The sequence below is a fragment of the Faecalibacterium sp. Marseille-Q3530 genome (genome assembly GCF_017377625.1).
GTDB lineage: Bacteria > Bacillota > Clostridia > Oscillospirales > Ruminococcaceae > Faecalibacterium > Faecalibacterium prausnitzii_E.
Genome location: NZ_JAFREH010000023.1, coordinates 1 through 21,739, shown reverse-complemented (window position 1 = coordinate 21,739; position 21,739 = coordinate 1). Strand labels below are relative to the sequence as shown.

The following is a 21,739-nucleotide window of genomic DNA, read 5'->3' as shown; positions in this document are numbered from 1 at the left end:
AGACATCCACGCAAAGTTCGAGGATGGCGTCCTGCACGTCGAGCTGCCTGCTCCTCAGCAGACGAAGGCTTTGCCTGAGAACCCGAATCTGATTGCAATCGAGTAAAACGCCGGTCGTGTGCGCCAAAGCACAACGCACACAGAATGCCCCCGGAGAGCTGCGAAAGGCCCTCCGGGGGCATTTTTGCGCACAGAAAACCCCGCCGCATGGGAACAGGAGCGTGTCCGGTGCGGCGGGGCAGAAGAGGACGATGGGGGCAGCTTACAGGGTGGAATAACCGAAGCTGTTGACGAGGGCGTCGATGCGCTGGCCGGCCTTGCACAGAGGGCAGTCGCGGGAATCGAAGCTGGCGTAGTCGGGCAGGTTGGACGGGTCGAAGATGGACGTGACCGGGATGCCCAGGCAGTCGTTGGCGGTGGCGAAGATGGCCGACAGGCCCGCGACCGTGCCGCCGTAGTAGTTGACAGCCTCGATGGCAGCCTGTGCGGTGTAGCCGGTGGTGATGGAAGCCGCCAGGATGAGCACATGCTTGCCCTTGACCATGGGGGCCAGATTGTCGCGCAGGATGATCTGGCTGCCGGTGGTGTACTCCGGCGTGATGACATAGATGGTCTGGTGGGCGTTCATGTTGGCGAAGCCGTCTTTCGTGAGCTCGTTGGCCAGGCAGGTGCCGATGACCTGGGTGCCGTCCAGGCAGAGGACGGTATCCACGATGGTGCTATGCTGATAGGCAGCCACCAGCTCCTTTGCCACGGCCTTGGCCTCGGACAGACGGGATTTCTGGGTGGTCACGTCGATGTAATAGTTGATATGGCTGTGGCTGGTGGCAAAATGCCCCTTTGCCACGCGCAGGAACAGACTGCTCTTATTGGTGGGTAGCTTTACCATGTTGATCATAACTGCAACACTCCTGTTCATCAAAAGTCCGGACTTCCGGTTCCGGGCGGAAAACAAACAGCGCGGCGGCATGTTCTGAGCCGCTGCGCTCCCATCCTTTTCCATGACCCTATTGTAAAGGAAAAATACCCTGTACACAAGATACAAAACTGCTGAAAATCAGAGGAAAAATTGAGACACCTTGCCAGAACGCGGGCAAACAAAAACCGCCCGGAACCAGTCCGGGCGGAACATGCAGAGCGTTTGCAGAAGATCAGCCCTCTGCGCAGGTGGTCTTCCAGTTCAGGGAGTACTCGTTGTACTGCAGGTCGGGGCAGTAGGTCAGCACGATGGACTGGCCCGGTTCGAGAGCAGCGCTCAGAGTCAGGGTGACATTGCCCGACACGGAGGCGCCCTTCTTCAGGTTGGTGTCGCACAGGGGGGGCATCCGGGGTCAGGCCGTTGATCGCCGTATACTTGGCGATGACCTCGTCTTTAGCGTTCAGAACGGTGGCCTTGAAGTTGTTGGGGTTCACATAGATGGGGTTGGCGCGGCCATTGGTGATCTTAAAGGGGAAAGCAATGGTCGTGCCGGTGACAACCGGTGCGGTGTAGCTCTTGCTGGCCTCCACATAGGTGCCCATGGCGGCAGTGACCTGCAGGACCGTGAGCTCACCGGGCGTCGTGCGGAGCGCGTTGTAGGAGTCGCTGGTATCGACTTTGCAGCCGGTGAACAGGCTGGCACCGGCAACGGCGACAGCGGCGACGGCAGTGTATTTCAGGAACGAGCGGCGGGAAAATGCGAAAGACATGATGGTTCCTCCTTTGTATGGGATCACATATCATTTTGCCAAAACGGCCTTGCCTATACAATAGGCGAAAACCGGGCGGATGTCAATGCTTTTCACAGATTTTTTGAGAAGATCTCACCCGAAAAAACCAGAGGTGAGACGAAATTTCGTCCCAAAAGATCAGCTGTTCTTCAGGTCGGAAGCGCTCATCACGAAGGTGATGCTCTTGCCGGATGCGAAGGTGGGGTTGTAGGTCACGGTCATCTGCTGCCAGCCGGCGGGCACCATGCAGACCAGCTCAATGTAGCCGGTGCCCTGCGGGGGCAGGCTGGGCACATCGGAGAAGCTCTCCGTGGCGGCGTCGTACAGGGAGACGTAAGCGCCGGCCTCGGCAGCCTGGCCGTCCACGGTGACGGTGAAGTCGGTGGTGGAAGCGGACAGTGCGTGGAAGTAGGGGGCGGTGTTGGCGGCGCGGGACGCCTCATCGGTCAGGGGATAGGCGGCGTCGATCTCCGCGATGTTCTGTGCGCCGATGGCCATGCTGTCGGTCTTGGAGCGGTTGACAGCCGTGACCAGAACGGCGACATACTGGTGGCCAGCCACATCGGGTGCATCGGACAGCGTGAAGACGCTGGACAGCTGGACGCCCAGGTTGTTCCAGTTGCTGACCTTATCGCCGACCTTCACCTCGACAGAGCCGCTGGAAGACTGGCAGCCGCCCAGCATGGATGCGGCACCCAGTGCAAGCGCAGAAACGCCGGTGACCTTCAGAAAGGCGCGGCGGGAAATCTTGTTCGACATAAAACTGCCTCCTTAATTGGCATAGCCTTTTTCTTCTATAGTTCGTTTATAACATCTTTTGCCGGGAAGTGCAAGCCTTTTGCGGAAAAATTAACACGAGTTTCACACAGGGGCTTACTGCTCCGGTCCAAGGCCCTTGACGCGGGTCTCGCTGGTCTTGACCAGATTTAAGAGGCTGGGGGTATAGAGCGGGAACTCCCGCGTCAGGCTCTCGGTGGTCATGGAGAGGCAGGCCGGGTCCTTGACGCCCTCGCCGACGCCGACATTCTCACCGGCCAGCAGGGCTTCCACATTGGCTTCGTTCATCCGCATCACGGCATCGGCATAGCCGGGCCAGCGGCGGGCCTCCACGCTGAACAGGCTCTGGGCGTTGTGCGGCTCCGCAGAGTAGAGCAGGCGGAACATCTTGGCCACGGCCATCATCAGGTAGCTGCTGACCTCGGTGGTCAGAGCCTTGCTGTGGCACTCGCCGATTTTGGCGTACAGCACGTTCAGGCTGTTGGAGATCAGCTTTTTGTTCATGGTGGGCAGCACGCTGCCGTGATAGATGTTGTCCTTCATCTTGTCGGGGTTGGGCAGCTCATCGGCGGTCAGCATCATGCCGTTGCGCTCGGCCGAGCGGCCCAGCAGATAATCGCAGGACACATTATAGTAATCTGCAACACGGACCACGAAATCCAGACCGCACTCGCGGATACCCTTTTCGTAGTGGGAGAGCAGCGCCTGCGAGACGCCGAGGTCTTCCGCTGCCTGTTTCTGGGTGATGCCGCGCTCCTTGCGCAGCAGCTTGATGATACGATTGAATTCCATGATCTTTGGCTCCTCAGTGAAAAATGAGACTTCTTTGATTTTTGGTTTACAGCATGTTGATTATACACAACGGAAAACGACTTGTAAAGCAAGCAAAATGACGGAATTTTTTGACGAATTTCGTCATTTTTGTCAAAGCTCTTGCTCTGACTACCATATCTATGCTAAACTAAGGGGCAACTGGTATATATTTTGTGCCGCGCCGGGGTCGTGAAAATTGCGCCCGGCGTGAAGAAACGGGCACAATGAGACGATCTTTGCGAAAATCGAGGTGTTTTGACCCATGAAAACATTCAAACTGCATCTGATCCGCCACGGCATCACGGCGGGCAACCTCCAGGGGCTGTACATCGGCAGCGGAACGGACATCCCCCTGTGCGACGAAGGCCGCGCCCAGCTGGCCGACCTGAAGGAGCGGTTCGAGTACCCCCAGGTGGACACCGTGTTCTCCTCGCCGCTGATGCGCGCCGTGGAGACGGCGAACATCCTCTTCCCCAACGCGGCCCATCAGTTCTCGGTCCACGACCTGCGGGAGGCGGGCTTCGGCGTCTTTGAGAACCACCCCGTGAAGGAGCTGGTCAAGGACGAAAACTTCAAGAAGTGGATCACCCCCGGCTCCGGCTTTGTGCCCGAAGGCGCGGAGCCGACCGAAGCGTTCCATGCCCGCTGCTCGGAGACCCTGCTCAAGCTGTTTGAGTATATGATCCGGATGGACGTTACCGAGGCTGCCTGCGTGACCCACGGCGGTGTCATCATGAGCATGCTCAGCCAGCGGGCCCTGCCCTCCCGCCACCCGGAACAGTGGATGGCAGACCCCGGCTGCGGCTACACCGTCCAGACGGACGTTCAGCTCTGGATGCGGGACCGTCTGGTGGAGGCCATCGACATCGTGCCCTTCGGCTACGCCGATACCCTGCGCGGCCAGGCGGAGTCCGAGGAAAACGAGGCATACGAGTAAATACACGGTAAAATTCCGGGCAAAGACCTTGACAGGCTGTCCGGAATTTACTATTGTATAGAGAGAACTATTTTTCCGCTGTTAGGAGGAATCCCCGATGTCACAATCTCTGTCCCGCCGCTCGTTCCTGAAATGTGCCGGCTCTGGTGCGGTCAGCCTGGCGGCTGCCCTGCTCACCGGTGTTTCGGCTGCGGCGCTGGCCCCCTGCTACGAGGGCGAACCGGCCCTGCTGGACGGCAAGGCCGCTGTGGAGCTGCTGGGCTATGCCCCCGCGCCGGAACTGGGCAGCACCCTGGTGTATCTGTCGGTGGAGAACCTCTCGGCAAAGGCGCTGGCCGTGGGCACGAGCTATCTGCAGAGCCGCGAGATGACCACGACCGAAGAACTGTACCGCCTGGGCACCGGCTTAACGGCCGTCTGCGACGGCCAGCCCGTGCGCTGCGGCAGCTTTGCAGCCCCGCTCTATGGCGAGAACGCGGCGGATGCCTCGGCCTTTACGCTGAATCTGGCCGCAGGGCGCGGGGCCATGCTCCACTGCTTCTGCGAGACGCCGGAGGACTGGAACACGCTGGAGCTGACCTACCAGCCCGATTTTGCCTCCGGCCAGACGATGCACTTTGTGGTGCGCCGGGACATGGACGAAGTCCAGCTGGGCGCGGTGCCCACGACCCCTGCCGAGGTCGGCAGCGTCGTGGACCTGTAATGAGATGACACAAAAAAAGATCCCTCGTGCATGGCACGGAGGATTTTTGCTGTCTGTCAGGGGGCCGATGCGGAGGTCAGGGCTTCCCCGGCGGAATTGGTCACGGTGAGTTCCTGACCGGTCAGACTGGAAACGAGGGCCAGATAGCTCCGGCCAGCCAGCAGGTTGAAGGGCCGGCCGTCGGCGTCGTAAAAGGCGAAGGTAGAGTCGCTGCCCTGAGTCCAGGTCAGGGTCCACAGATGCCCGCCGTTGAGCCAGACGCCGCCGCCCATGCTCAGGTCGTAGTCCAGCGTGAGGCCGTCGTCCCGCAGGGAAGAGGCGCTGAACAGGATGAGCAGGTTGTCAAAACCGGCCTGCTGGCTGTTGTTGGCATCCAGCTGGGGGGTACCGTCGGCATGGAGCATTTTGTAGGTGCCGCTGTCAGCGTCGTAAACAAAGCCGGTGGCGTTGTCCGCACCGAACTGGACCTGAACGCGGACGGCATCGGCAGCGGAGGCGTCGGGCAGCTTGCCTTCCGTCTGCTGGGGCAGCAGCGGAGGGACGGACAGGGTGGGGGATGCTTCGCTCTCGCTCTCCCCTGCGGCGCTGGAAGCGGCGTCGGTCAGGCGGGACTCCGACAGGGCGGAGGAGATGTTCAGGCTGCGCAGCACCCCGGCCAGCGCATTGCCGCTGGTGCGCCACAGCGGGCGGCTGGTCCAGGTGGTGTCGCAGGTGAAGGCGTTGGTGCCCACTTCCAGCGCATCGACCGCGCGCAGGGAGTAGTAGTCCAGATAGTTCTGGTCAAAGGCGCCGCCGCCGCGCTGGACGGGCAGCACCTGCTGCCCCACGAGCAGCCGCCAGTAAAGGTCCTGCCCGGCGGCCACCGGGCCAACCTGCGGCACGGCATCCACGGCCGGGTAGACCAGGCACAGGCTGGTGGCGCTCTGGGGCTCGGTCAGAGCTTCCAGCACCAGAGATGCCGAGGAAAGCCCCCACTGGATGGTGCTGGACGTCTCATTCTCGATCGTGACGGCCACCGGGCGCTGCCCCGGCCAGAGCGCTTCCTGCCCGGTGAGCGGGTCGGTGGGAGCCGCCGAAGAGGCGGTGTCCGCAGCGGGAACGCAGCCGGTCAGCAGCGCGGCGCAGAGCGCAAGGCACAAAGCAGTCCGCTTCCAAAATTTCATCTTGTTCCTCTTCTGTCCCGCAGCGCGGGGCTGGTCTTACTGATAGCTGAAGTTGCTCCACTCATCGTTGTCCACAAGAGCGAAGTAGGTCTTGCCCCGGTTCAGGGTCATCTCTTCGCCCGCGTCGGTGTAGAGCCGGATGGGATGGGTGGGATGACCCTTCTCCCAGCGGCCCGTCTGAACGCCGCCGCTGGTGAAGAGATAGGCCTGTCCGCCCTCGACGTACTGGACTTCCTGCACATCGTGGGAGTCGCCTGCGTAGGCGGCGATGTTGGCAAAGCAGACCACGACGTTCGCAAAGGTCAGCTGTTTGCCGGTCAGCTCGTCCACCGCAGACTCGAATTTTTTGGTGCGGCTGCTGTACATGGACATCTTATAGTTCCGGCTCCAGCTGTTGTAGGCAAAGCTCGTCTTATAGCTGGCCGAATGGGTGATGAAGATGCTCCGGGCCGAGGGCGCGTCGGCCAGGTCGTTCACGGCATCGGTGCGGTAGTCGGCAAAGCGGAAGAAGGTGCCCTCGTACGGATAGGTCAGGCCGATGCCGGCGTCAGCAGCCGCCTGTTTGATCTCCTTGGCCGAGGTGAACTCGGTGTGCTCGTAGGCGACGTTCTCGTTCCGCTTGATGCGGTGGGCCACATGCGGATGGACCGGCGTGTTGAAGTAATTTTTGCCGCCGATGTTCAGGCCGGAGTAGTTGTACACGTGGATGAACTGGGTGCAGAAGATGCTCTCGCCGTCGTGGTAGTACAGTGCATTCCAGGGCATGAGCAGCTGCAGGAACTGGTCGCGGCCGGAGCGGATGGGGCCGATCTCCGGGATGTTGTTCACATTGGAATAGAGCGCGCAGAAGCGGGTGATGCCGCCCTCGACCTTGCTCTCGATGAGCAGGTCGGCCGAACCGATGCCGCGCTGCGGGCGGGCGTTCTGCCGCTCGGAATTGCAGATGTTGTTGACCATGACGCCCACGATGCGGCCATCGGTGCTGCGGGCCTCGCCGGTCAGCGGGTCGGCGTCATAGGCAGGCAGCGCGCTGCCCGCGGCCTCCGGCTGTTCGACACCCGGCAGCGAGGACGCCGCCAGCTCAGACGATGCAGCGGCCTCGCTGGACGCTGCCGAAGAGGCTGCCGAAGACGCAGCCGAGGAGCTGGCCGAAGAGGCGTCAGACGAAGGCACGCGCAGCACCTTTTTCATCCAGCCGGGCAGGCAGCCGCCAAGGCTCGCATTCCCGGTGGGGGCGCAGCCGGTCAGGGTCAGCCAGGCCGCAGTCAGACCTGTGTAACGAAGTACGGACCGTCGAGAAATTTTCATCAGAAAAAGACCTCCTATCGCAGCGGCCTGTGTGCACACGGCACGGCCGGGACCATCGTGAACGATACTTGATTTGATTGTACTGATTCTTACCGGATTTGTAAAGGGAAAGTTTGCGTCCGGCACGGCCCATTTTTGCAAAAGAAAGTTTTTTGCCGCGAAGCCTTGCTTTTTGGCCGCAGTTGTGGTAATATTATACGGCAATATTTCTGATATTGTACAAATATTATATGCGCTCGTAGCTCAGCCGGTAGAGCATCTGACTTTTAATCAGAGGGCCAGGGATTCGAGTTCCCTCGAGCGCACCAAAATCCCACGAAGAATCGTAAGATTCCTCGTGGGATTTTCCGTTTTCTGGGGCTCTGCACACTTTTGCACACTTTTTGCACACCGGCGGGAAAGCCGTGTTTTTCCTTGCATTGTCTGCATTCTGTGCATCGTGAGCGTTTTTTCCATACTTTTTTCAGGCGAACAGCAGGCGAGTGAACTCACGCCGCTGCTCGGGGTTCATCTGTCGGACAACTTTCAGCATCCCTTCCGGGGTGATCTGGATGCTGTCCGGCAGATTTTCTTTTACCGGCACAGAGCCGGATTTGGGGGAACCGATGTCCTGCGAGTAGAAGTCTGCTTCCAGCTTCTCAGCCAGCTCCAACCGGGACTTGTCCTGCGTGTGGGCGTAGGTGTCCATCAGGATGCCGGTGGTGGCGTGACCGGTGTTGCCCTGCACGGCTTTAATGTTGCCGCCGGATTCAATCAACTGGTAAGTGGCACTGGAGTGGCGCAGACCGTGGAACACGATCTTCTCAAACTCCGGGTGCTCTGCACGCCAAGTGCGGTACCATTTAGAAAGGGCTTCCGGGGCAACAGGCATACCGTTGGGCAGGCGGAAGAGCTGGCCACAGTTGCGATATCTGCCATCCATGGCAAGCTCGTCCTGACGGAGCTTTTCCAGCCAAGCCAGCAGTTCATCTTTCAAGGGTCTCGTCAGATAAAGGGTGCGGCTGGATTTCTTGGTTTTCGGCTTCTTCAGCACCAGTGCGGAGCTGCTGCCCTCACGCTGGTCGGGGAAGATGTGGTAGATCTGATTCGGGTCGGTCTTTTCCAGTGCAGCCTTTTCGGTGCGCTGTAAGCTCCTGCCGACCGTGATGGTTCCCCGTCCATCCGCTGCATCGAAGTCGATGTCTCCCGGCTGCAAGCCAAGGATCTCTCCGACACGCAGCGAGAGAATCATGCTCAGATGAACAGCAAGGTGGAGCGTAGGGTCGGTCATGGTCTGCAACGCAGCAAGCATGGTCTTTTCGTCCCAGATGGCACGTTCTTCCGAGGTCGATTTCGGGGCTTCTCTCGGAATCGGTGACTTGAGGAGCAGACCCCACTCAACGGCATAGGAAAAAGCAGTCTTGAGCATGGCGTGGACTTCCCGGATGGAAGCACCCGTCAGAAACTGCCGCTTCTGTTTGTCGGTGAGCGTTTGCTTGACACCCTGCTTATACAGTCCGCGCGGTGTCCGGCTCAGCGTGGCGTAAAACTGTTCGAGGTCATACGTCTGAACCTTCTGAATCTGCTTCTTGCCGAGATAGGGCACGACAAGATTCTGAATCATGGCTACCGTGTGGGTGTAGGTTTTGGGTGCCCACTTGTGCTTGCTGGACTGGATGGGGAGCCACTTGTACAGCATTTCCGCTACCGTCATTGCATCGGGTATGAGGAACGTACCGTCCAAGAGTTCTTTCTCTACCGAGATCTTGCGGTCTTGCGCTTCCTTCTTGGTTTTGAAACTCTCCCAGCCTTCACAGATCCGGCCAGCATGGTCTTTGTATTTGAAACGAACGGAGTAGGAATCTCCGCGCCTGAGAATAGATGCCATAGATGTTCCCTCCCTCAAACCGCTGCAAACCAATCGTCAAAGCTCTGTTTGCTTACCCGGATGCTGGTACCGAGGCGGATCACCTTGAAATCTTTCGTGGTGTTGCACAGATTGTACGCAGCACGGTTGGAGATTGCCAACAGTTGGGCAATCTCCTCCACCCGGTAAACGAGCGGGGCGTGTCGGACGGTTTTGCTGGTCTGGTCAGAAGGTTCTACGGCAGGGGTTTCGGACAATTTCATTGTAGGGGATTCGGGCGCGATTTTCAAGTCCTCACGGGTCAGTTTGGCGGAATTTTTGCGGACATTCGTCATAGGCATGTCTCCTTTGCACTTCTCCAGACCCGGCGCAGCTCCGGTTGAGTTGCACCCTTGTGGGCCGGTAAATATGTAAGGGCCTGCCGCTCCTGACCCGAAGCAGCAGCCCCCAAAAAGTGCGAGAACTTGAATTTACGCGCCCCACGCGCCCCAAACCACACAAAAGTACCTTCCTGTGTTGATTTTATGGGGCGCATGGCTGGGATGGACGCGCCCTTTTGGGGCGCATCTTGGTTTCTCTCCCGCCCCGAAGGGCGTGTTGCCGCCCTGTATCCGCCCGAAAGGGGCGGATACACACCTGAAGAAAACAGCGATAACAAGTCGAAACCACTACTTTGGGGCGCGTAGGGCGGGAGATTTTCACTTTTCGTGTGTTTTATGCCGCAGCAAAAGCGGGGTGGACGCATACGCCCCGGAAGCCGCGGTACTTTCCCTCGATGTGCTTGGAGAAGGTCAGGCCATACTTCCCCGCATTTTTCAGCAGGAACTGGCTGAACTTCTTTTGCGGAACAGGCGATTCCAGATTATCCTCGCACCACTTGGTGTAGGCACGGTAGAGATAGGTGGAGCGTTCCTCGGTGTCGGGCTTAAAGCGGACATACGCCGTTGCCTGCATGAACTGGGTCAGGTTGTCGCTGTCCGCCATGGCTGCTTCGAGGTTCTGGATGGAGCGCTCGCTGATGGTGAACTGATAGCGGTTCGCCAGCAGACGATGCAGACCTTCCAGCATCCACAGCAGGATGCCGGGACGCTCCTCGGACAACTCTTCGATGAGGAACGGGTTATCCACCCGGGCAGGGTCACGGTCTTTCACCGTGATGAGGATCTGTCTGCGCCAGAAGCCGTCGCTGTCATCGTGAGCAGCCACAAGGTTGCCATTGCCGAAGCAGATGAAACGAACGTACAGCAGACCTTGGACAGCCTGCTTGTTTTTCCGCTCGATGCACAAACGGTCCTCGGCGGTGACGATGGACTTGATGTTCCGTGTTTCGGGCAAAGCCACCATGTTCAGGTCGTCATCGACCATGACCAGCTTGTACTCAAGGTTTGCACTGGCAAAGCGGTTCGTTTCGATGCGGAGGATGGATTCGGAGTGAGAGGCTTCCCCGAACAGCTTCTTCAGCAGCAAGCCGATGCGGGATTTTCCCTCGCCGCCCTTGCCAGTCATGACCAGCATCTTCTGCGCCTTGGTAGACGGGATCAGGAGATAGCCAAGGTATTCCTGCAAGGTCAGAATGTCCTCCGGGATCAGTAGACCGTCCAGAAATTCCAGCCACGTGGTCGGTGCAGGGGCATCGGGCTGGTATTCCACGGGGAGCCGGTTCAGGCAGAGTTCCTTTTCCGGCACAAATCCCCGCTCGTCCAGAAAGTAGGTTCCGTTCTGGAGATGGATGCGGTCAAGCTGGGGTTTCCATTCAGGGGTATAGGTTTCGATACGGAGTGCGTCCAGAACCTGCTTCTCCTTCTTGGCAAGGTTGTCGAGCACAAAGTCACGGAGGTCGCTGTGGACTTCGTAGAGCAGTGCGTCCTCGTCTACCTCGCCGTTCTGGTCGAACAGCTTCTGTTTCAGGCACATCATGGGGTGTTTCTCTAAAAGGTACTGGCAGTAAGCGGTTTCACGCACTTTGCCCTTACTGTCTACCCAAGGGCATTCGCATTCTTCCTCTTCTTCCAGTTCGTCCTCATCACGCCAATCGTCGTTCCTCTTTTTCCAGTCGCTCATGCAATCCCTCCCAATACTTCCGTAGCTCGTTTTCGGTCTGCGGGTCCGGGAGCACCGAACAGTCCAGATAATATTCAACGATGTCAAGGTTCTTTATCGCTTCAAGAAAGCAGGGGTGAAGTTCTTCTGTGGGTGACTGCGGTGCGTATCGGACCCGCCAACGCTGCAGACAGCGGTAATAGTCCAGCAGCTGCTGCCGGACGGTGGGCGGTCTGCGGGGAGCAAGCCGCACCTTGCCGTCGGCAAGTGCCATGCCGAAGTCCTCCTTCAACTTTTCCACAGCTTTGTAGGGAGAAAGTTGAAAAAGTCTGCCGACAAAATCGATCACATCGCCATCTGCCTGACAGGCGAAACAGTGGAAACGGCTGTCCACCTTCATGCTGGGGTGTTTATCCCCGTGGAAGGGACAGCACATCATACCGTTCCGGTTTACGGCGAAGCCGTATAGCTCCGCTGCCTGCCGGGTCGAGATGGCGTTCTTTACGTCCGAAAAGACAGAGGCGCTACCCTCCGTCCCAATGGGTGGGGTACAGGCGAAAGGACGAAACCCGGTGAGGGGCGTGGGTGAGGTTGGGTTTATTCACACATCGATCCGTCAGAGTGTTGTTCATTTGACCTCCTGCTGCGGTACGGCGTGGTTGCACTCTTCCTTGCGGAAGAAGGTTTCCACGTTCTGTTGTGCGGTGCGGAGTTCACGCAGTTCGATCTGCGCTTTCTTGTAGCGGGTGTAGAACCCGTTTTTCTCCGAGGAAAGGGTCTGATATTCGGCATCCAGCTTTTTGAGGTCCGGCAGTGTCCTGAGCCCATTGGCCTTGAAATAGGCGCAAGCGGCCTCGTACACGGCAAACTCTGCACGGTGCTGCTCCTTGAACTTGGCGTGGTTCCGCACCGTCTGGAGCTTCTGTGCAAGAGGCTTGTACTGCCGATAGACCACAAGATGCCCGCGCAGCTCCTTGAGGGAGACCATGCGGGCATCCAAGTCTTTGACCACCGCCAGTGCATCGTCGTGCTGGGTTTTCAGTTCGACAATGCGCTGGTTCAGGGCATCTTCGCTGAGCAGCTTTTTCTCCTGCAGGAGACACAAGGTCTGCGACCAGCGTTTGAGGTTGAACTTTTTCGCCCAACGCTCATAGCCGATGCCCTTGCCCGCAGTAACGTTCGCCTGAATGTCAACCAGTTTCCTGATCTTATCCGGTTTCTTCTCGCTGCTGGGCTGGATGATGGCGGTAAGCTGGATGTTCTGAGAGAGGGCGGTCAGTACCTGCTCCTTTTCCAGCTTCTTGCTCAGTTTCTTGGCGGTGATGAACTTTGTCCGGCCGGGCGGGCAGTAGCTCAACCGGCCTCGGCTCTCCTTCACGGCGATGCCGTGTTCCTGCATGAGCAATGCAGAAAATTCCTCGAAGGTGGTGGTCTTGTTCAGCACAGCGTAGATCTGCTTTCGCAGCTTGTCCAGCTCGGTCTGGTAGACGGTCTGGGTGGGCTGCTGCCCTTCGGCGGCGAGTTTGGCGTTGGCATGGTCGAGGCGGCGTTGTCCGCGCCGCTGCGCCCAATACTCGCGCTCCGAAACATGGTCGCCTTGGGCTTCCAGCAGGTTGATCTGGTTCAGGTCGGCTTGCTCGCACATCTCCATGACTGCGACACGGAGGTGCCGGAGCATGGCAGAGGTGCAGCGGTGCTTCTTGCCCGCTTCCCAGTCGCACGGCTTGTCCATGAAGGTCTGCCGTTCCACGGTGCGGACACGCAAGCTGCCGATGACGATGTGGACGTGGATGTTCCCGGCACTGTTGTGACCGTCCGGGTGGGTGCAGACGATGGCGGGATGACCGGGGAAGTTGTCCTTGCAGAACTGCAAGCCAAGGGCTTGTGCCTTCTCCATGGTCAGGCCGTTCTCTACTGCGTCCTTCGGGTCGAAGCTCACAATGTAGTGATGGGTCTTCACGTCCTCCCGCCCGCCGTTTTTGCCGTACTTGCGGTTGGCAATCAGGCAGGCCATAGCAAACGAAGATTCGCCGCACTCAAGGGTGTCGAGCAGGTACGAATCCCGCAGCTTGGGTCTGCCCTTCTCATCCAGAATGGGCAGACCGGTGTACTCGTTGTGCTGAAAGGTGAGATAGCTTTCGGCGGCGGCATAGTTAGAGTTTTTCGAGGTCAAATGCTTGATGGTTGCCATACAGTTCACCAACCGTTTCTTCGGCTTTCAGCCGAAAGTTCGTGAGTGCGGACAGTTCCTCCAGAATCTGCGCCCGGAGCTGCTCGGTGTCTTTGCCGCCGGAGTTAAAGTGCCATGCAAGCTGGTTGAGGTTGCTTCCCACCTTGCTGCACTGGGCAGACAAGGTAGCAAGCGCCGCCAGTGCATCCTCGCCGCCCTGCGCCACCACAACGGTGTGCTTGACGTTCACGCCGTACAGGACGCGGCGGACGAGTTCGGATTGGGTGAGGTGAAGTTCTTTGCAGGCGTATGCGATCCGCAGTTTTTCCTCTGCGGTCACTCGGACTTTGATGATGTGTGTCTTTCGTTTTCGCGGCGTGTCATTGCGGTTCTCTCGTGCGTGTGCGTTCGGACTTTTCATTTCAGCCATATTCGACCTCCTGTGAAAATGATAAATGCCCGCTCCGGGATGGAGAGGGCTATGTAATGCGACACGCCGCTTTTGCGCTGAAACCAGCGCAACGCTGGAGCAGGGTTTGGGGAAGGCACTCCCCAACAAGTGGCAGACCATGTGACAGAACATTTTCAAGCATTGAAAATTTGTGGCCACAGGTCGATACTTGCTTTCGCTCTTTCCGTGCAACACTGAAAATTTCAGAAGTCGAACCGCAATGCACGTTGAAAATTTTGCAGAGCAAAACGTGTGAAAAGGCAAAGCCCCTGCTCATGGTCACCGTTCACACCGAACGCAGTTCCTGCCCCTGTTTTGCAGCGGCGTTGTCCGGCTCGCCCACAGAAAGTGTGAGGTCATGGCACGGTATCTCGTTCAGACGGCTTATGTAAGATTCAAGGTACAGTATGAAGAAAGCCGGACGCAGTGCGGACACTACAACCTGCTTCTTTCAAGCACAAGAATAACACTTTGCGGTTGTGCGGTCAACAACTAAAAACAAATTTTGGAAGATTGAACAACTACATAAGATTTTATTTGTGAAAAAGAAAAATACCGCCCACACAGCGCAGCGATGATTTTGTCGGGTGAATCGGCGGCAAAATTGATCGGATGTGTTGCGGGGCGGTAAAAATCTTCATGGGGAATAAATCCTCGCCGCTCTGTACTTTTCTACAAAATTGGTGGGATTTGCGATAAAGGGTATCATGGATCGCAGGGCACGTCAAGATGGTTTTGCAAATTTTATTGCAGTAAAGCGGTGATAGTAGGACTTATATTTAACACACGGCAAGAAACAATTTCCGTTTCGCACATTGTAATGTTCGCAGAAAAAACTTATAATGCTTTTGAACCTGTAGGACACACAAAACGCAGAAAAGAGAGGGAATCATGAGAAAACTGTTCCTTTTGGAAGATGATCTGAGCCTGATCAGTGGGCTGACCTTTGCATTCAAGAAACAGGGCTTTGCACTGGATACAGCCCGGACACTGGCAGAAGCCGAGGTGCTGTGGTCAGACAGAAAATATGACCTGCTGGTGCTGGATGTTTCCCTGCCGGATGGCTCTGGCTTCGATTTCTGCCAGAAGGTGCGGCGCACATCCAACGTGCCGATTCTGTTCCTGACTGCTTCGGATGAGGAAATGAATATCATCATGGGACTGGAACTGGGCGGGGATGATTACCTGACCAAGCCGTTCAAGCTGGGTGTCCTGTTGTCGCGGGTCAATGCACTGCTTCGCCGTGCAAATGCGTCCAGCGCAGGAGAACCCGTACTGGAATCGGGCAGCATCACCGTCCGGCTGTTGCAGGGGCAGGCGTACAAAAACGGAGTATTGCTGGAACTGACCGGCGCAGAGTACAAGCTGCTCTGCTTCTTTATGCAGCATCCGAATGCCGTGCTATCCAAGGAACAAATTCTGGATGCACTGTGGGACTGCGATGGGGATTACATTGATAGCAGTGCCTTAACAGTGTACATCCGGCGGCTGCGGATGAAGATTGAGGATGACCCCGGCAAACCGCAGATGCTGCTGACTGTCCGCGGCATGGGCTATAAATGGAATGGGTAAAGGTGCCGTATGAAAGTATTCGCAAACCGGGAGATCCGAAATTTGTTCCAAGCCGTGCTGGCGGTCTGGGCGGTGGCATTGGCGCTCACGCAGGGCATCGTATGGCATACGACGCATGTATTTTCTTTCGGGTTACTGTTGGTTTTTCTGCTTCTGGGCGGCTGTCTCTGGGGCGTGCTTTTTCACTATTTCCAAAGGCAGAGTGCGCTTCTGGAACAGGCAGTCCAGCAAATCCAAAGCTGTCTGGATGGCAACCCGGATGCACGACTGGACTGCGACCGGGAGGGAGAATTTTACCGTCTGTTTCACTCCGTTAATGCATTGGCGGCAGTTCTGAGCGCACACGCAGACAACGAGCAACGGGAGAAGCGTTTTTTGAAAAATACCATTGCAGATATTTCGCACCAGCTCAAAACACCGCTGGCGGCGTTGAATATCTACAACGGTCTGCTTCAGGACGAAGCTGTTTCGCCGTCGGAGGTCAAAGAGTTTGCAGACCTGTCCGAACAGGAGTTGGACCGCATCGAAACGCTGGTGCAGAATCTGCTCAAAATCACCCGGCTGGATGCAGGTTCGGTCGTCTTGGAGAAGAAAAACGAAAATGTTGCTGAAATGGTGCAGGACATCGCGCGGCAGTATCACTATCGTGCCAAGCAGGAACAGAAAAAGCTTGTTCTGTCCGGCTCAGAGGCGGTTACACTTTGGTGCGACCGTGACTGGATGCAGGAAGCTGTGGACAATCTTGTAAAGAATGCCCTTGACCACACAAAGAGCGGAGATACGATTCAGGTAGAGTGGAATGCACTGCCGTCCATGGTTCAGATCAAAGTGCGCGACAACGGCAGCGGCATCCACCCGGAAGATTTGTACCATATCTTCAAACGGTTTTATCGCAGCCGCTTTTCACAGGATACACAGGGCATCGGGTTGGGTCTGCCGCTGGCAAAAGCCGTTGTGGAAGCCCATCACGGCACCATTGAAGTAGACAGCGAGCTGGGAAAGGGCGCGACCTTTACTCTGAATTTTCCGATTCCTACAAAATTGTAGGCTGCGTGTAGGCTTGCAGTAAGGTTGACGTGTTATCCTTTTCTGCACAGACAGAGATCATCCGTCTGAATCGAAGGAACCTGCAAAGTGAGGGATACACTATGGAACTATTAAAAGTCAACCATCTCTGCAAGACCTACGGCAGCGGAGAAACCGCTGTCCATGCGCTGAAAGATGTTCGCTTTTCCGTGCCGAAAGGCGAATATGTGGCGGTCGTTGGCGAATCCGGCTCCGGCAAAAGCACCCTGCTCAATCTGATTGGCGGACTGGATACGCCGACTTCCGGCAAGGTGCTGATTGATGGCAAGGATGTTTTTGCCATGAAAGACCGGGAGCTGACGATCTTCCGCCGCCGCAATATCGGTTTTATCTTTCAGGCATTCAACCTCATCCCGGAACTGACCGTAGAACAGAACATCCTGTTCCCGGTGCTGCTGGACTACCAAAAGCCGGACAGGGCATATCTGGAAGAACTGCTGACCGTGTTGAATCTGAAAGACCGTCGGAAGCATCTGCCAAGCCAGCTTTCCGGTGGGCAGCAGCAACGGGTAGCCATTGGCCGCGCCCTGATGACCCGCCCTTCCCTGATTTTGGCGGATGAGCCGACCGGCAATCTGGACACCCAGAACACCAGCGAGGTCATTGCCCTGCTAAAAGAAACATCCCGGAAATACGAGCAGACCATCCTGATGATCACCCACAACCGCAGCATTGCGCAGACGACAGACCGGGTGCTGCAGGTATCGGACGGCTGCCTGACCGATTTTGGGAGGTGCCGGGAATGAGCAGCACAGAAATGAAAAGCTATCTGAGCCTGATCCCGATTTCTGCCAAGGTACGCAGACGGCAGAACCGCATGACGATTTTGTGCATCGTCCTTGCGGTGTTTCTGGTCACGGCGGTGTTCAGTATGGCAGATATGGCGATTCGGATGGAAACCTCAAACCAGCTGAACAAAAACGGAAACTGGCATATCATGGTAAAGGACATCTCCCCTGAAACAGCCGCAGAGCTTGCCGCACAGGAGGATGTTGCTGCATTTTCGGCGTATAGCGACATCAACGCATCCCTTACGGAAAACTACTTTGCCGGAGATAAACGTGCCGCACTGGTAGGAGCAGATGATGCAATCCTTCAAATCTTTCCGGGAATGCAGTGCAGCACTGCCCCGGCGGATGGCGAAGTGCTCGTGACAGCAAACATCCGGGATTGGCTGGATGTTACGGTCGGTACAGCGATTCCGCTGACGCTCCCGGATGGAAAGACCATTTCGCTTACTGTCGCAGGTTTCAATGATGATACCTCCGATGCGAACCAGTATGATGCTGTTGTGCTGGTGATGAACCGCAGTACATTTTCTCAGATTGCCGCACAGGTAGAAGAATCCTTTGAAACACAGTATTTCATCCAGTTCAAGCCACGTACCAATTTGCGGCAGTCCATTGTGAACATCGAAAACAAGTACGGAATTTCAGAAGAAAAAATCTCCGAAAATACTTACCTGATGGCGTTGAACGCAAGCAGCAACAACGATTATATTGTAGGCTTATATGCGGTAGCGGCTGTGTTGGCTGGCATGGTCGTCCTTGCCGGAATTTTTATGATCACAGGCAGCATCAACAGCAATGTAGCGCAGCGTACCAGCTATTATGGAATGCTGCGCTGTCTTGGGGCCGGAAAAAATCAGGTTCGGATGCTTGTCCGGCTGGAAGCTCTTTTCTGGTGTAAAACTGCTGTTCCAGCAGGATGTGTGCTGGGAATCGTTTCCACATGGGGATTGTGTTCCTTTCTGCGTGGATTTATCGGCGAGGAGTTCAGCTCTTTACCAGTGCTTGGCATCAGCCCGGTCGGTATTATCTGTGGTTCCGCGCTGGGACTTATCACGGTTTGGTTCGCGGCATCTTCTCCGGCACGGCGGGCGGCAAAAGCTTCTCCGATCACAGCAGCAACTGGGAATGCGGTGGAAAATGCAGCGGATTCTCCGTGTCATGCTCGGTTGTTTGGAAGTCGTGCAGAGCTTTCTTTGGGCGTGAGCCATGCAATCTCGTCCAAAAAGAACTTGCTTCTGATGACAGGTTCCTTTGCGTTAAGCATTCTCCTGTTTTTGAGCTTTTCGGTTTTGCTTCGATGGGTTGGATTTGCGCTGAATCCGTTGCAGCCCTACACACCGGACTTATCGGTGGCTGAAACATCCGGGCAAAATGTCCTTGACCCGGTGCTGGTGGAGCAGCTGGAAGCTCTGCCGGAAGTCAAACACGCATTCGGGCGGATGTATTGCCCGCTCCCGGCGGAATATCAGGGAAAACAGGGGTCCATCGACCTGATTTCATACGATACGATACAGTTTGGCTGGGCGAAAAAAGACCTGATTGGCGGAACCCTTCCGCAGGAGCCGGAGGATGGCACATACCCTGTGCTGACGGTATTCGACAAAAGCAACTCCCTGACCGTGGGCGATACCATTCAGCTGGAGGATGCAAAGCTCACAGTCGTGGGTGTATTGAACGACAGCCCGTTCAGTAGTACCGATTCCCCGATTGTTATCTGCACCGAAGAAACCTTCCATCAGCTGACCGGGCAAAACCGCTATGCGGTGATCGATATTCAACTAAAAGATACCACAGCAGACGCAGCCATTGCACAAATACACACCCTGCTGAGCGACACGTTAAACAAGCAGGTTGTTTTTTCCAACCGAATCGAAGGAAATCGGATGATACAAAGCACCTACTGGGCGTTCCATCTGGTGGTCTATGCGTTTCTCCTCGTGATTGCAGGAATCACCATTCTGAACATCGTCAACAGCATTTCCATGAGCGTGTCGGCACGAATGAAGCAGTATGGCATCCTGCGTGCCATCGGGATGGATGATGCACAGCTGAAACGCATGATCTCTGCCGAAGCTGGCACCTATGCGGTGTCCGGTCTTGTGGTGGGCATTGCGCTGGGTCTTGTGCTGAATCGGAAGCTGTATATCCTGCTCATCACCCATTATTTCGGTGCAGCGTGGCAGATGCCGTGGGGCTGTCTTGCCGTGATTGTCGTAGTCGTGCTGGCGGCTGTGGTGCTGGCAGTATATAACCCGGTCAGGCGAATCCTCATGCAGCCCATTACTGCAACCATCAGTGAATTATAAGCCAGAACAACAGATGCCCACCAGCTTATGGCGAAAACCATAGGTCGGTGGGCATCGTGTTCTTTATAAGGGCTTAATCTTCCGGTCTGCCGTGGTCACAGCCAAGGGAAAGATAATGCTCCGTCCCTCCACCCAGCACAAGCTGAGCGTACTCCAAGGGCTTGTTGTAGAGCAGCCAGTCCAGCTCTGCCCGCTGTGCCGGAGTGTTGCCGTACTCATCCTCGACGGCGATGCAGTCGATGGCAAGGGTGGTGTATGACGTTTGCAAACATTGCAATGGCCAAACCCCTTTAGCATATAATATGATTGAGTGCTTTTAAATTTAAGCACTTGAACTTACGTCCTTTTGTGGTATAATAAAGCTAGAGGATAGCGGCATTGACCAGCTATCGGTGGCGATGAAGCAGTGGACTGGTTCGGTATCAGCCGATTGTGGAGCCAGACCGTGGGTTGAGCGATAACCACAAGCCGAATAGATTCGATGAATCGAAAGAAAACGCTTAATAGGAGCCTTGCCTTTCGGCAGGGCTTCTATTTTTTTGAGGGAAGGTGAAAATGTGCAGGACGAACAGCAAGATATTTTGTATCGGGCAGCAGAAGTCTGGAAAGAACTGACTGAGTACCACTATGTTTTCACCTACGGCTATAAGGGTGAACTGCACGAGATCAAGCTGACATTTTCACCAGAGGACTTCCCTCACCTTGCTGGGTTCCACTACCTGAAAGATATTGCCCTTCCCCGGTATAGCCCGCGCAAAACAGTGGATATGATTCTATCCGGCAAGATCACCTACGACAAGGTAAAGAAGGGTACACTCTATCAGGAGTATGTGAAACCGCGTCTGCTGGCACTGGTGCGGTTGAAAGAAATACTGGAACAGGAGTTTGATTTGTTTTCCTATATGCCCCAGTTCTATCCGTTCGTGACCAAAATCAAAGCGGACTACCTGATTTCCAGCCAGATCGAACCAACTGCCTTTGTGTTCATTATCCGGGAATCTCCCTCCGGCAATGCGGTATGTGACTTTCTGTGTTGTTCTGCTTTTGAAGAAAGCGGCCGTGACTACCGTGCAAACCAACGTTCTCGAACGCTCCTGAAGAAAGAGCGTGTACATATCGAAACGCAAGACACGGTGGTTCTGTATGACCGCTTGCCGAAAAATCTCGATTAACAAAACGATGCCCACTCACTCATGGAAAAACCATGGGCGGGTGGGCATCACTTGTTACCCTTCTGTCAGAGCAGAAATGGTAGGTTGTCCATTTGGCATAAAATGATAGATGGGACAAGATTCAAAGAACTTCTGTGATTCTTCAGGTAGCTTATCAAAGTGAATTTTAGCCGCAACAGGATTATCTAATAGTAGATATGCACCAACGTAAATAGACTCATTGTCTTGGGCTACTTCAATAAGAGAAAGAATTTCGGCTTGTTCAGTCGAAGTCAATATGCGAGAGCGTTTGACGGACTGAAGATAGTTGAGAATAGCAATCGGATGCTCTGTATATGGATCAGAATCCTTAATCCAAAGCGCGAGGGTAGTCGCAGTGGATAGTAGCTCAATGCGACTATTTTTACTTTCATCGTATGCTTTAAGCATTTCAAGAAGAAGTGCATTGAGCGAATGAGAATAATCTTCGGAAAAAGGAACGTGCTGAACAGCAGAGTTCCCATAAAACAGTATTTGCAAAAGTTCCCGCAATGGGGCGGATTTGGCGTGACTCCGGTCACGCCTTTTCTTTTGCTTCCAGTTCATCCAGAGGGATATACCCCAGCCCATCATACTTAATATGGATGTGCTGCACCCGCTTTCCGCTGGACTTATCCGGGGCATCCACATAGATGGCCGACACCAGTTCACGGAGGGCATAAGGGGTGAGTTCTTCAATATGAACGTACTTGTGCGCTTTCTGGATGAACTTCTCAATATTCTCGATCTGCTGTTCCTGTACTTCGATTTCCTGTTGGATAGAGAGGGATTCCTCTTCCAGCTGCTTCTGTTCGGCATCGTAGCTCTGGCTCATCATGTCGAAGCGGTCATCGCTCAGCTTTCCACTGGCGTTGT

At 55.7% G+C, this 21,739-nt stretch carries 22 protein-coding genes and 1 tRNA gene; 8 read left to right on the top strand and 15 right to left on the bottom strand.

Annotation, left to right across the window (positions count from 1 at the left end):
- Window positions 1–262: 262 nt before the first annotated feature.
- The 4 genes from J3350_RS13285 to J3350_RS13270 form a co-directional block, all read right to left on the bottom strand.
- Window positions 263–898 (bottom strand): orotate phosphoribosyltransferase, encoded by a 636-nt coding sequence (locus J3350_RS13285; RefSeq protein WP_207686959.1) that lies wholly within the window; start codon window positions 896–898, stop codon window positions 263–265.
- A 20-nt stretch (window positions 899–918) separates the two neighbouring features.
- Complete coding sequence (locus J3350_RS13280) at window positions 919–1,689, bottom strand: twin-arginine translocation signal domain-containing protein (RefSeq protein WP_207686958.1); 771 nt, start codon at window positions 1,687–1,689, stop codon at window positions 919–921.
- 159 nt (window positions 1,690–1,848) lie between these two features.
- The gene (locus tag J3350_RS13275; RefSeq protein ID WP_207686957.1) at window positions 1,849–2,469 is read right to left on the bottom strand and encodes a twin-arginine translocation signal domain-containing protein; all 621 of its coding nucleotides are present in this window, start codon (window positions 2,467–2,469) and stop codon (window positions 1,849–1,851) included.
- A gap of 114 nt (window positions 2,470–2,583) precedes the next feature.
- Complete coding sequence (locus tag J3350_RS13270; protein WP_097791784.1) at window positions 2,584–3,279, bottom strand: helix-turn-helix domain-containing protein; 696 nt, start codon at window positions 3,277–3,279, stop codon at window positions 2,584–2,586.
- Between the two features lie 283 nt (window positions 3,280–3,562).
- On the opposite strand from J3350_RS13270, the gene J3350_RS13265 reads away from it, so the two are divergent.
- A complete protein-coding gene (locus J3350_RS13265; protein ID WP_097791783.1) occupies window positions 3,563–4,237 on the top strand; it encodes a histidine phosphatase family protein in 675 nt (224 codons plus the stop codon).
- 97 nt (window positions 4,238–4,334) lie between these two features.
- Window positions 4,335–4,940, top strand: a complete 606-nt coding sequence (locus J3350_RS13260) for a Tat pathway signal sequence (RefSeq protein WP_118553706.1) — start codon at window positions 4,335–4,337, stop codon at window positions 4,938–4,940.
- Window positions 4,941–4,996: 56 nt separating this feature from the next.
- On the opposite strand, the gene J3350_RS13255 is transcribed toward J3350_RS13260, so the two are convergent.
- Window positions 4,997–6,103, bottom strand: a complete 1,107-nt coding sequence (locus J3350_RS13255; RefSeq protein ID WP_207686956.1) for a DUF3048 domain-containing protein — start codon at window positions 6,101–6,103, stop codon at window positions 4,997–4,999.
- A 36-nt stretch (window positions 6,104–6,139) separates the two neighbouring features.
- Window positions 6,140–7,411, bottom strand: coding sequence for a DUF3048 domain-containing protein (locus tag J3350_RS13250; RefSeq protein WP_207686955.1), 1,272 nt, complete (start codon window positions 7,409–7,411; stop codon window positions 6,140–6,142).
- 232 nt (window positions 7,412–7,643) lie between these two features.
- On the opposite strand from J3350_RS13250, the gene J3350_RS13245 reads away from it, so the two are divergent.
- Window positions 7,644–7,719 (top strand) — tRNA-Lys (locus J3350_RS13245).
- Window positions 7,720–7,874: 155 nt separating this feature from the next.
- Here J3350_RS13245 and xerC read toward each other — a convergent pair.
- The 6 genes from xerC to J3350_RS13215 form a co-directional block, all read right to left on the bottom strand.
- A complete protein-coding gene (gene xerC, locus J3350_RS13240) occupies window positions 7,875–9,278 on the bottom strand; it encodes a tyrosine recombinase XerC (protein WP_207686954.1) in 1,404 nt (467 codons plus the stop codon).
- Window positions 9,279–9,292: 14 nt separating this feature from the next.
- On the bottom strand, window positions 9,293–9,598 hold the full coding sequence (locus tag J3350_RS13235; RefSeq protein WP_006735272.1) for a helix-turn-helix domain-containing protein: 306 nt from the start codon (window positions 9,596–9,598) through the stop codon (window positions 9,293–9,295).
- A 373-nt stretch (window positions 9,599–9,971) separates the two neighbouring features.
- Window positions 9,972–11,318, bottom strand: coding sequence for a phage/plasmid primase, P4 family (locus J3350_RS13230; protein ID WP_207686953.1), 1,347 nt, complete (start codon window positions 11,316–11,318; stop codon window positions 9,972–9,974).
- Window positions 11,281–11,733, bottom strand: coding sequence for a CHC2 zinc finger domain-containing protein (locus J3350_RS13225; protein WP_255535727.1), 453 nt, complete (start codon window positions 11,731–11,733; stop codon window positions 11,281–11,283). The genes J3350_RS13230 and J3350_RS13225 overlap by 38 nt, the downstream gene beginning before the upstream one ends.
- Window positions 11,734–11,925: 192 nt before the next feature.
- Window positions 11,926–13,488: a relaxase/mobilization nuclease domain-containing protein gene (locus J3350_RS13220; protein WP_207686952.1), complete on the bottom strand. Its 1,563-nt coding sequence runs from the start codon at window positions 13,486–13,488 to the stop codon at window positions 11,926–11,928.
- On the bottom strand, window positions 13,451–13,897 hold the full coding sequence (locus tag J3350_RS13215) for a mobilization protein (protein WP_207686951.1): 447 nt from the start codon (window positions 13,895–13,897) through the stop codon (window positions 13,451–13,453). The genes J3350_RS13220 and J3350_RS13215 overlap by 38 nt, the downstream gene beginning before the upstream one ends.
- A 912-nt stretch (window positions 13,898–14,809) precedes the next feature.
- Here J3350_RS13215 and J3350_RS13210 point away from each other — a divergent pair.
- The 4 genes from J3350_RS13210 (at window position 14,810) to J3350_RS13195 (ending at window position 19,673) form a co-directional block, all read left to right on the top strand.
- Window positions 14,810–15,490 (top strand): response regulator transcription factor, encoded by a 681-nt coding sequence (locus J3350_RS13210; protein ID WP_112146629.1) that lies wholly within the window; start codon window positions 14,810–14,812, stop codon window positions 15,488–15,490.
- Between the two features lie 9 nt (window positions 15,491–15,499).
- Window positions 15,500–16,537: a cell wall metabolism sensor histidine kinase WalK gene (locus J3350_RS13205; protein ID WP_207686950.1), complete on the top strand. Its 1,038-nt coding sequence runs from the start codon at window positions 15,500–15,502 to the stop codon at window positions 16,535–16,537.
- A 101-nt stretch (window positions 16,538–16,638) separates the two neighbouring features.
- The gene (locus J3350_RS13200; protein WP_207686949.1) at window positions 16,639–17,322 is read left to right on the top strand and encodes an ABC transporter ATP-binding protein; all 684 of its coding nucleotides are present in this window, start codon (window positions 16,639–16,641) and stop codon (window positions 17,320–17,322) included.
- Window positions 17,319–19,673 carry an ABC transporter permease gene (locus J3350_RS13195; RefSeq protein ID WP_207686948.1) on the top strand — a complete coding sequence of 785 codons (2,355 nt, stop codon included), beginning with the start codon at window positions 17,319–17,321 and terminating at the stop codon, window positions 19,671–19,673. Before J3350_RS13200 ends, J3350_RS13195 begins: the two co-directional genes overlap by 4 nt.
- A gap of 73 nt (window positions 19,674–19,746) precedes the next feature.
- On the opposite strand, the gene J3350_RS13190 is transcribed toward J3350_RS13195, so the two are convergent.
- Window positions 19,747–19,950 carry a DUF6061 family protein gene (locus J3350_RS13190; RefSeq protein WP_097780445.1) on the bottom strand — a complete coding sequence of 68 codons (204 nt, stop codon included), beginning with the start codon at window positions 19,948–19,950 and terminating at the stop codon, window positions 19,747–19,749.
- A 280-nt stretch (window positions 19,951–20,230) separates the two neighbouring features.
- On the opposite strand from J3350_RS13190, the gene J3350_RS13185 reads away from it, so the two are divergent.
- The gene (locus J3350_RS13185) at window positions 20,231–20,845 is read left to right on the top strand and encodes a PBECR4 domain-containing protein (protein WP_242958688.1); all 615 of its coding nucleotides are present in this window, start codon (window positions 20,231–20,233) and stop codon (window positions 20,843–20,845) included.
- 54 nt (window positions 20,846–20,899) lie between these two features.
- Here J3350_RS13185 and J3350_RS13180 read toward each other — a convergent pair whose 3' ends face one another.
- Window positions 20,900–21,430 carry a hypothetical protein gene (locus J3350_RS13180; protein ID WP_207686947.1) on the bottom strand — a complete coding sequence of 177 codons (531 nt, stop codon included), beginning with the start codon at window positions 21,428–21,430 and terminating at the stop codon, window positions 20,900–20,902.
- Window positions 21,402–21,739 (bottom strand): DUF4368 domain-containing protein (locus tag J3350_RS13175; RefSeq protein WP_207686946.1); only part of this gene is annotated, 338 nt, incomplete at its 5' end. The genes J3350_RS13180 and J3350_RS13175, both read right to left, overlap by 29 nt.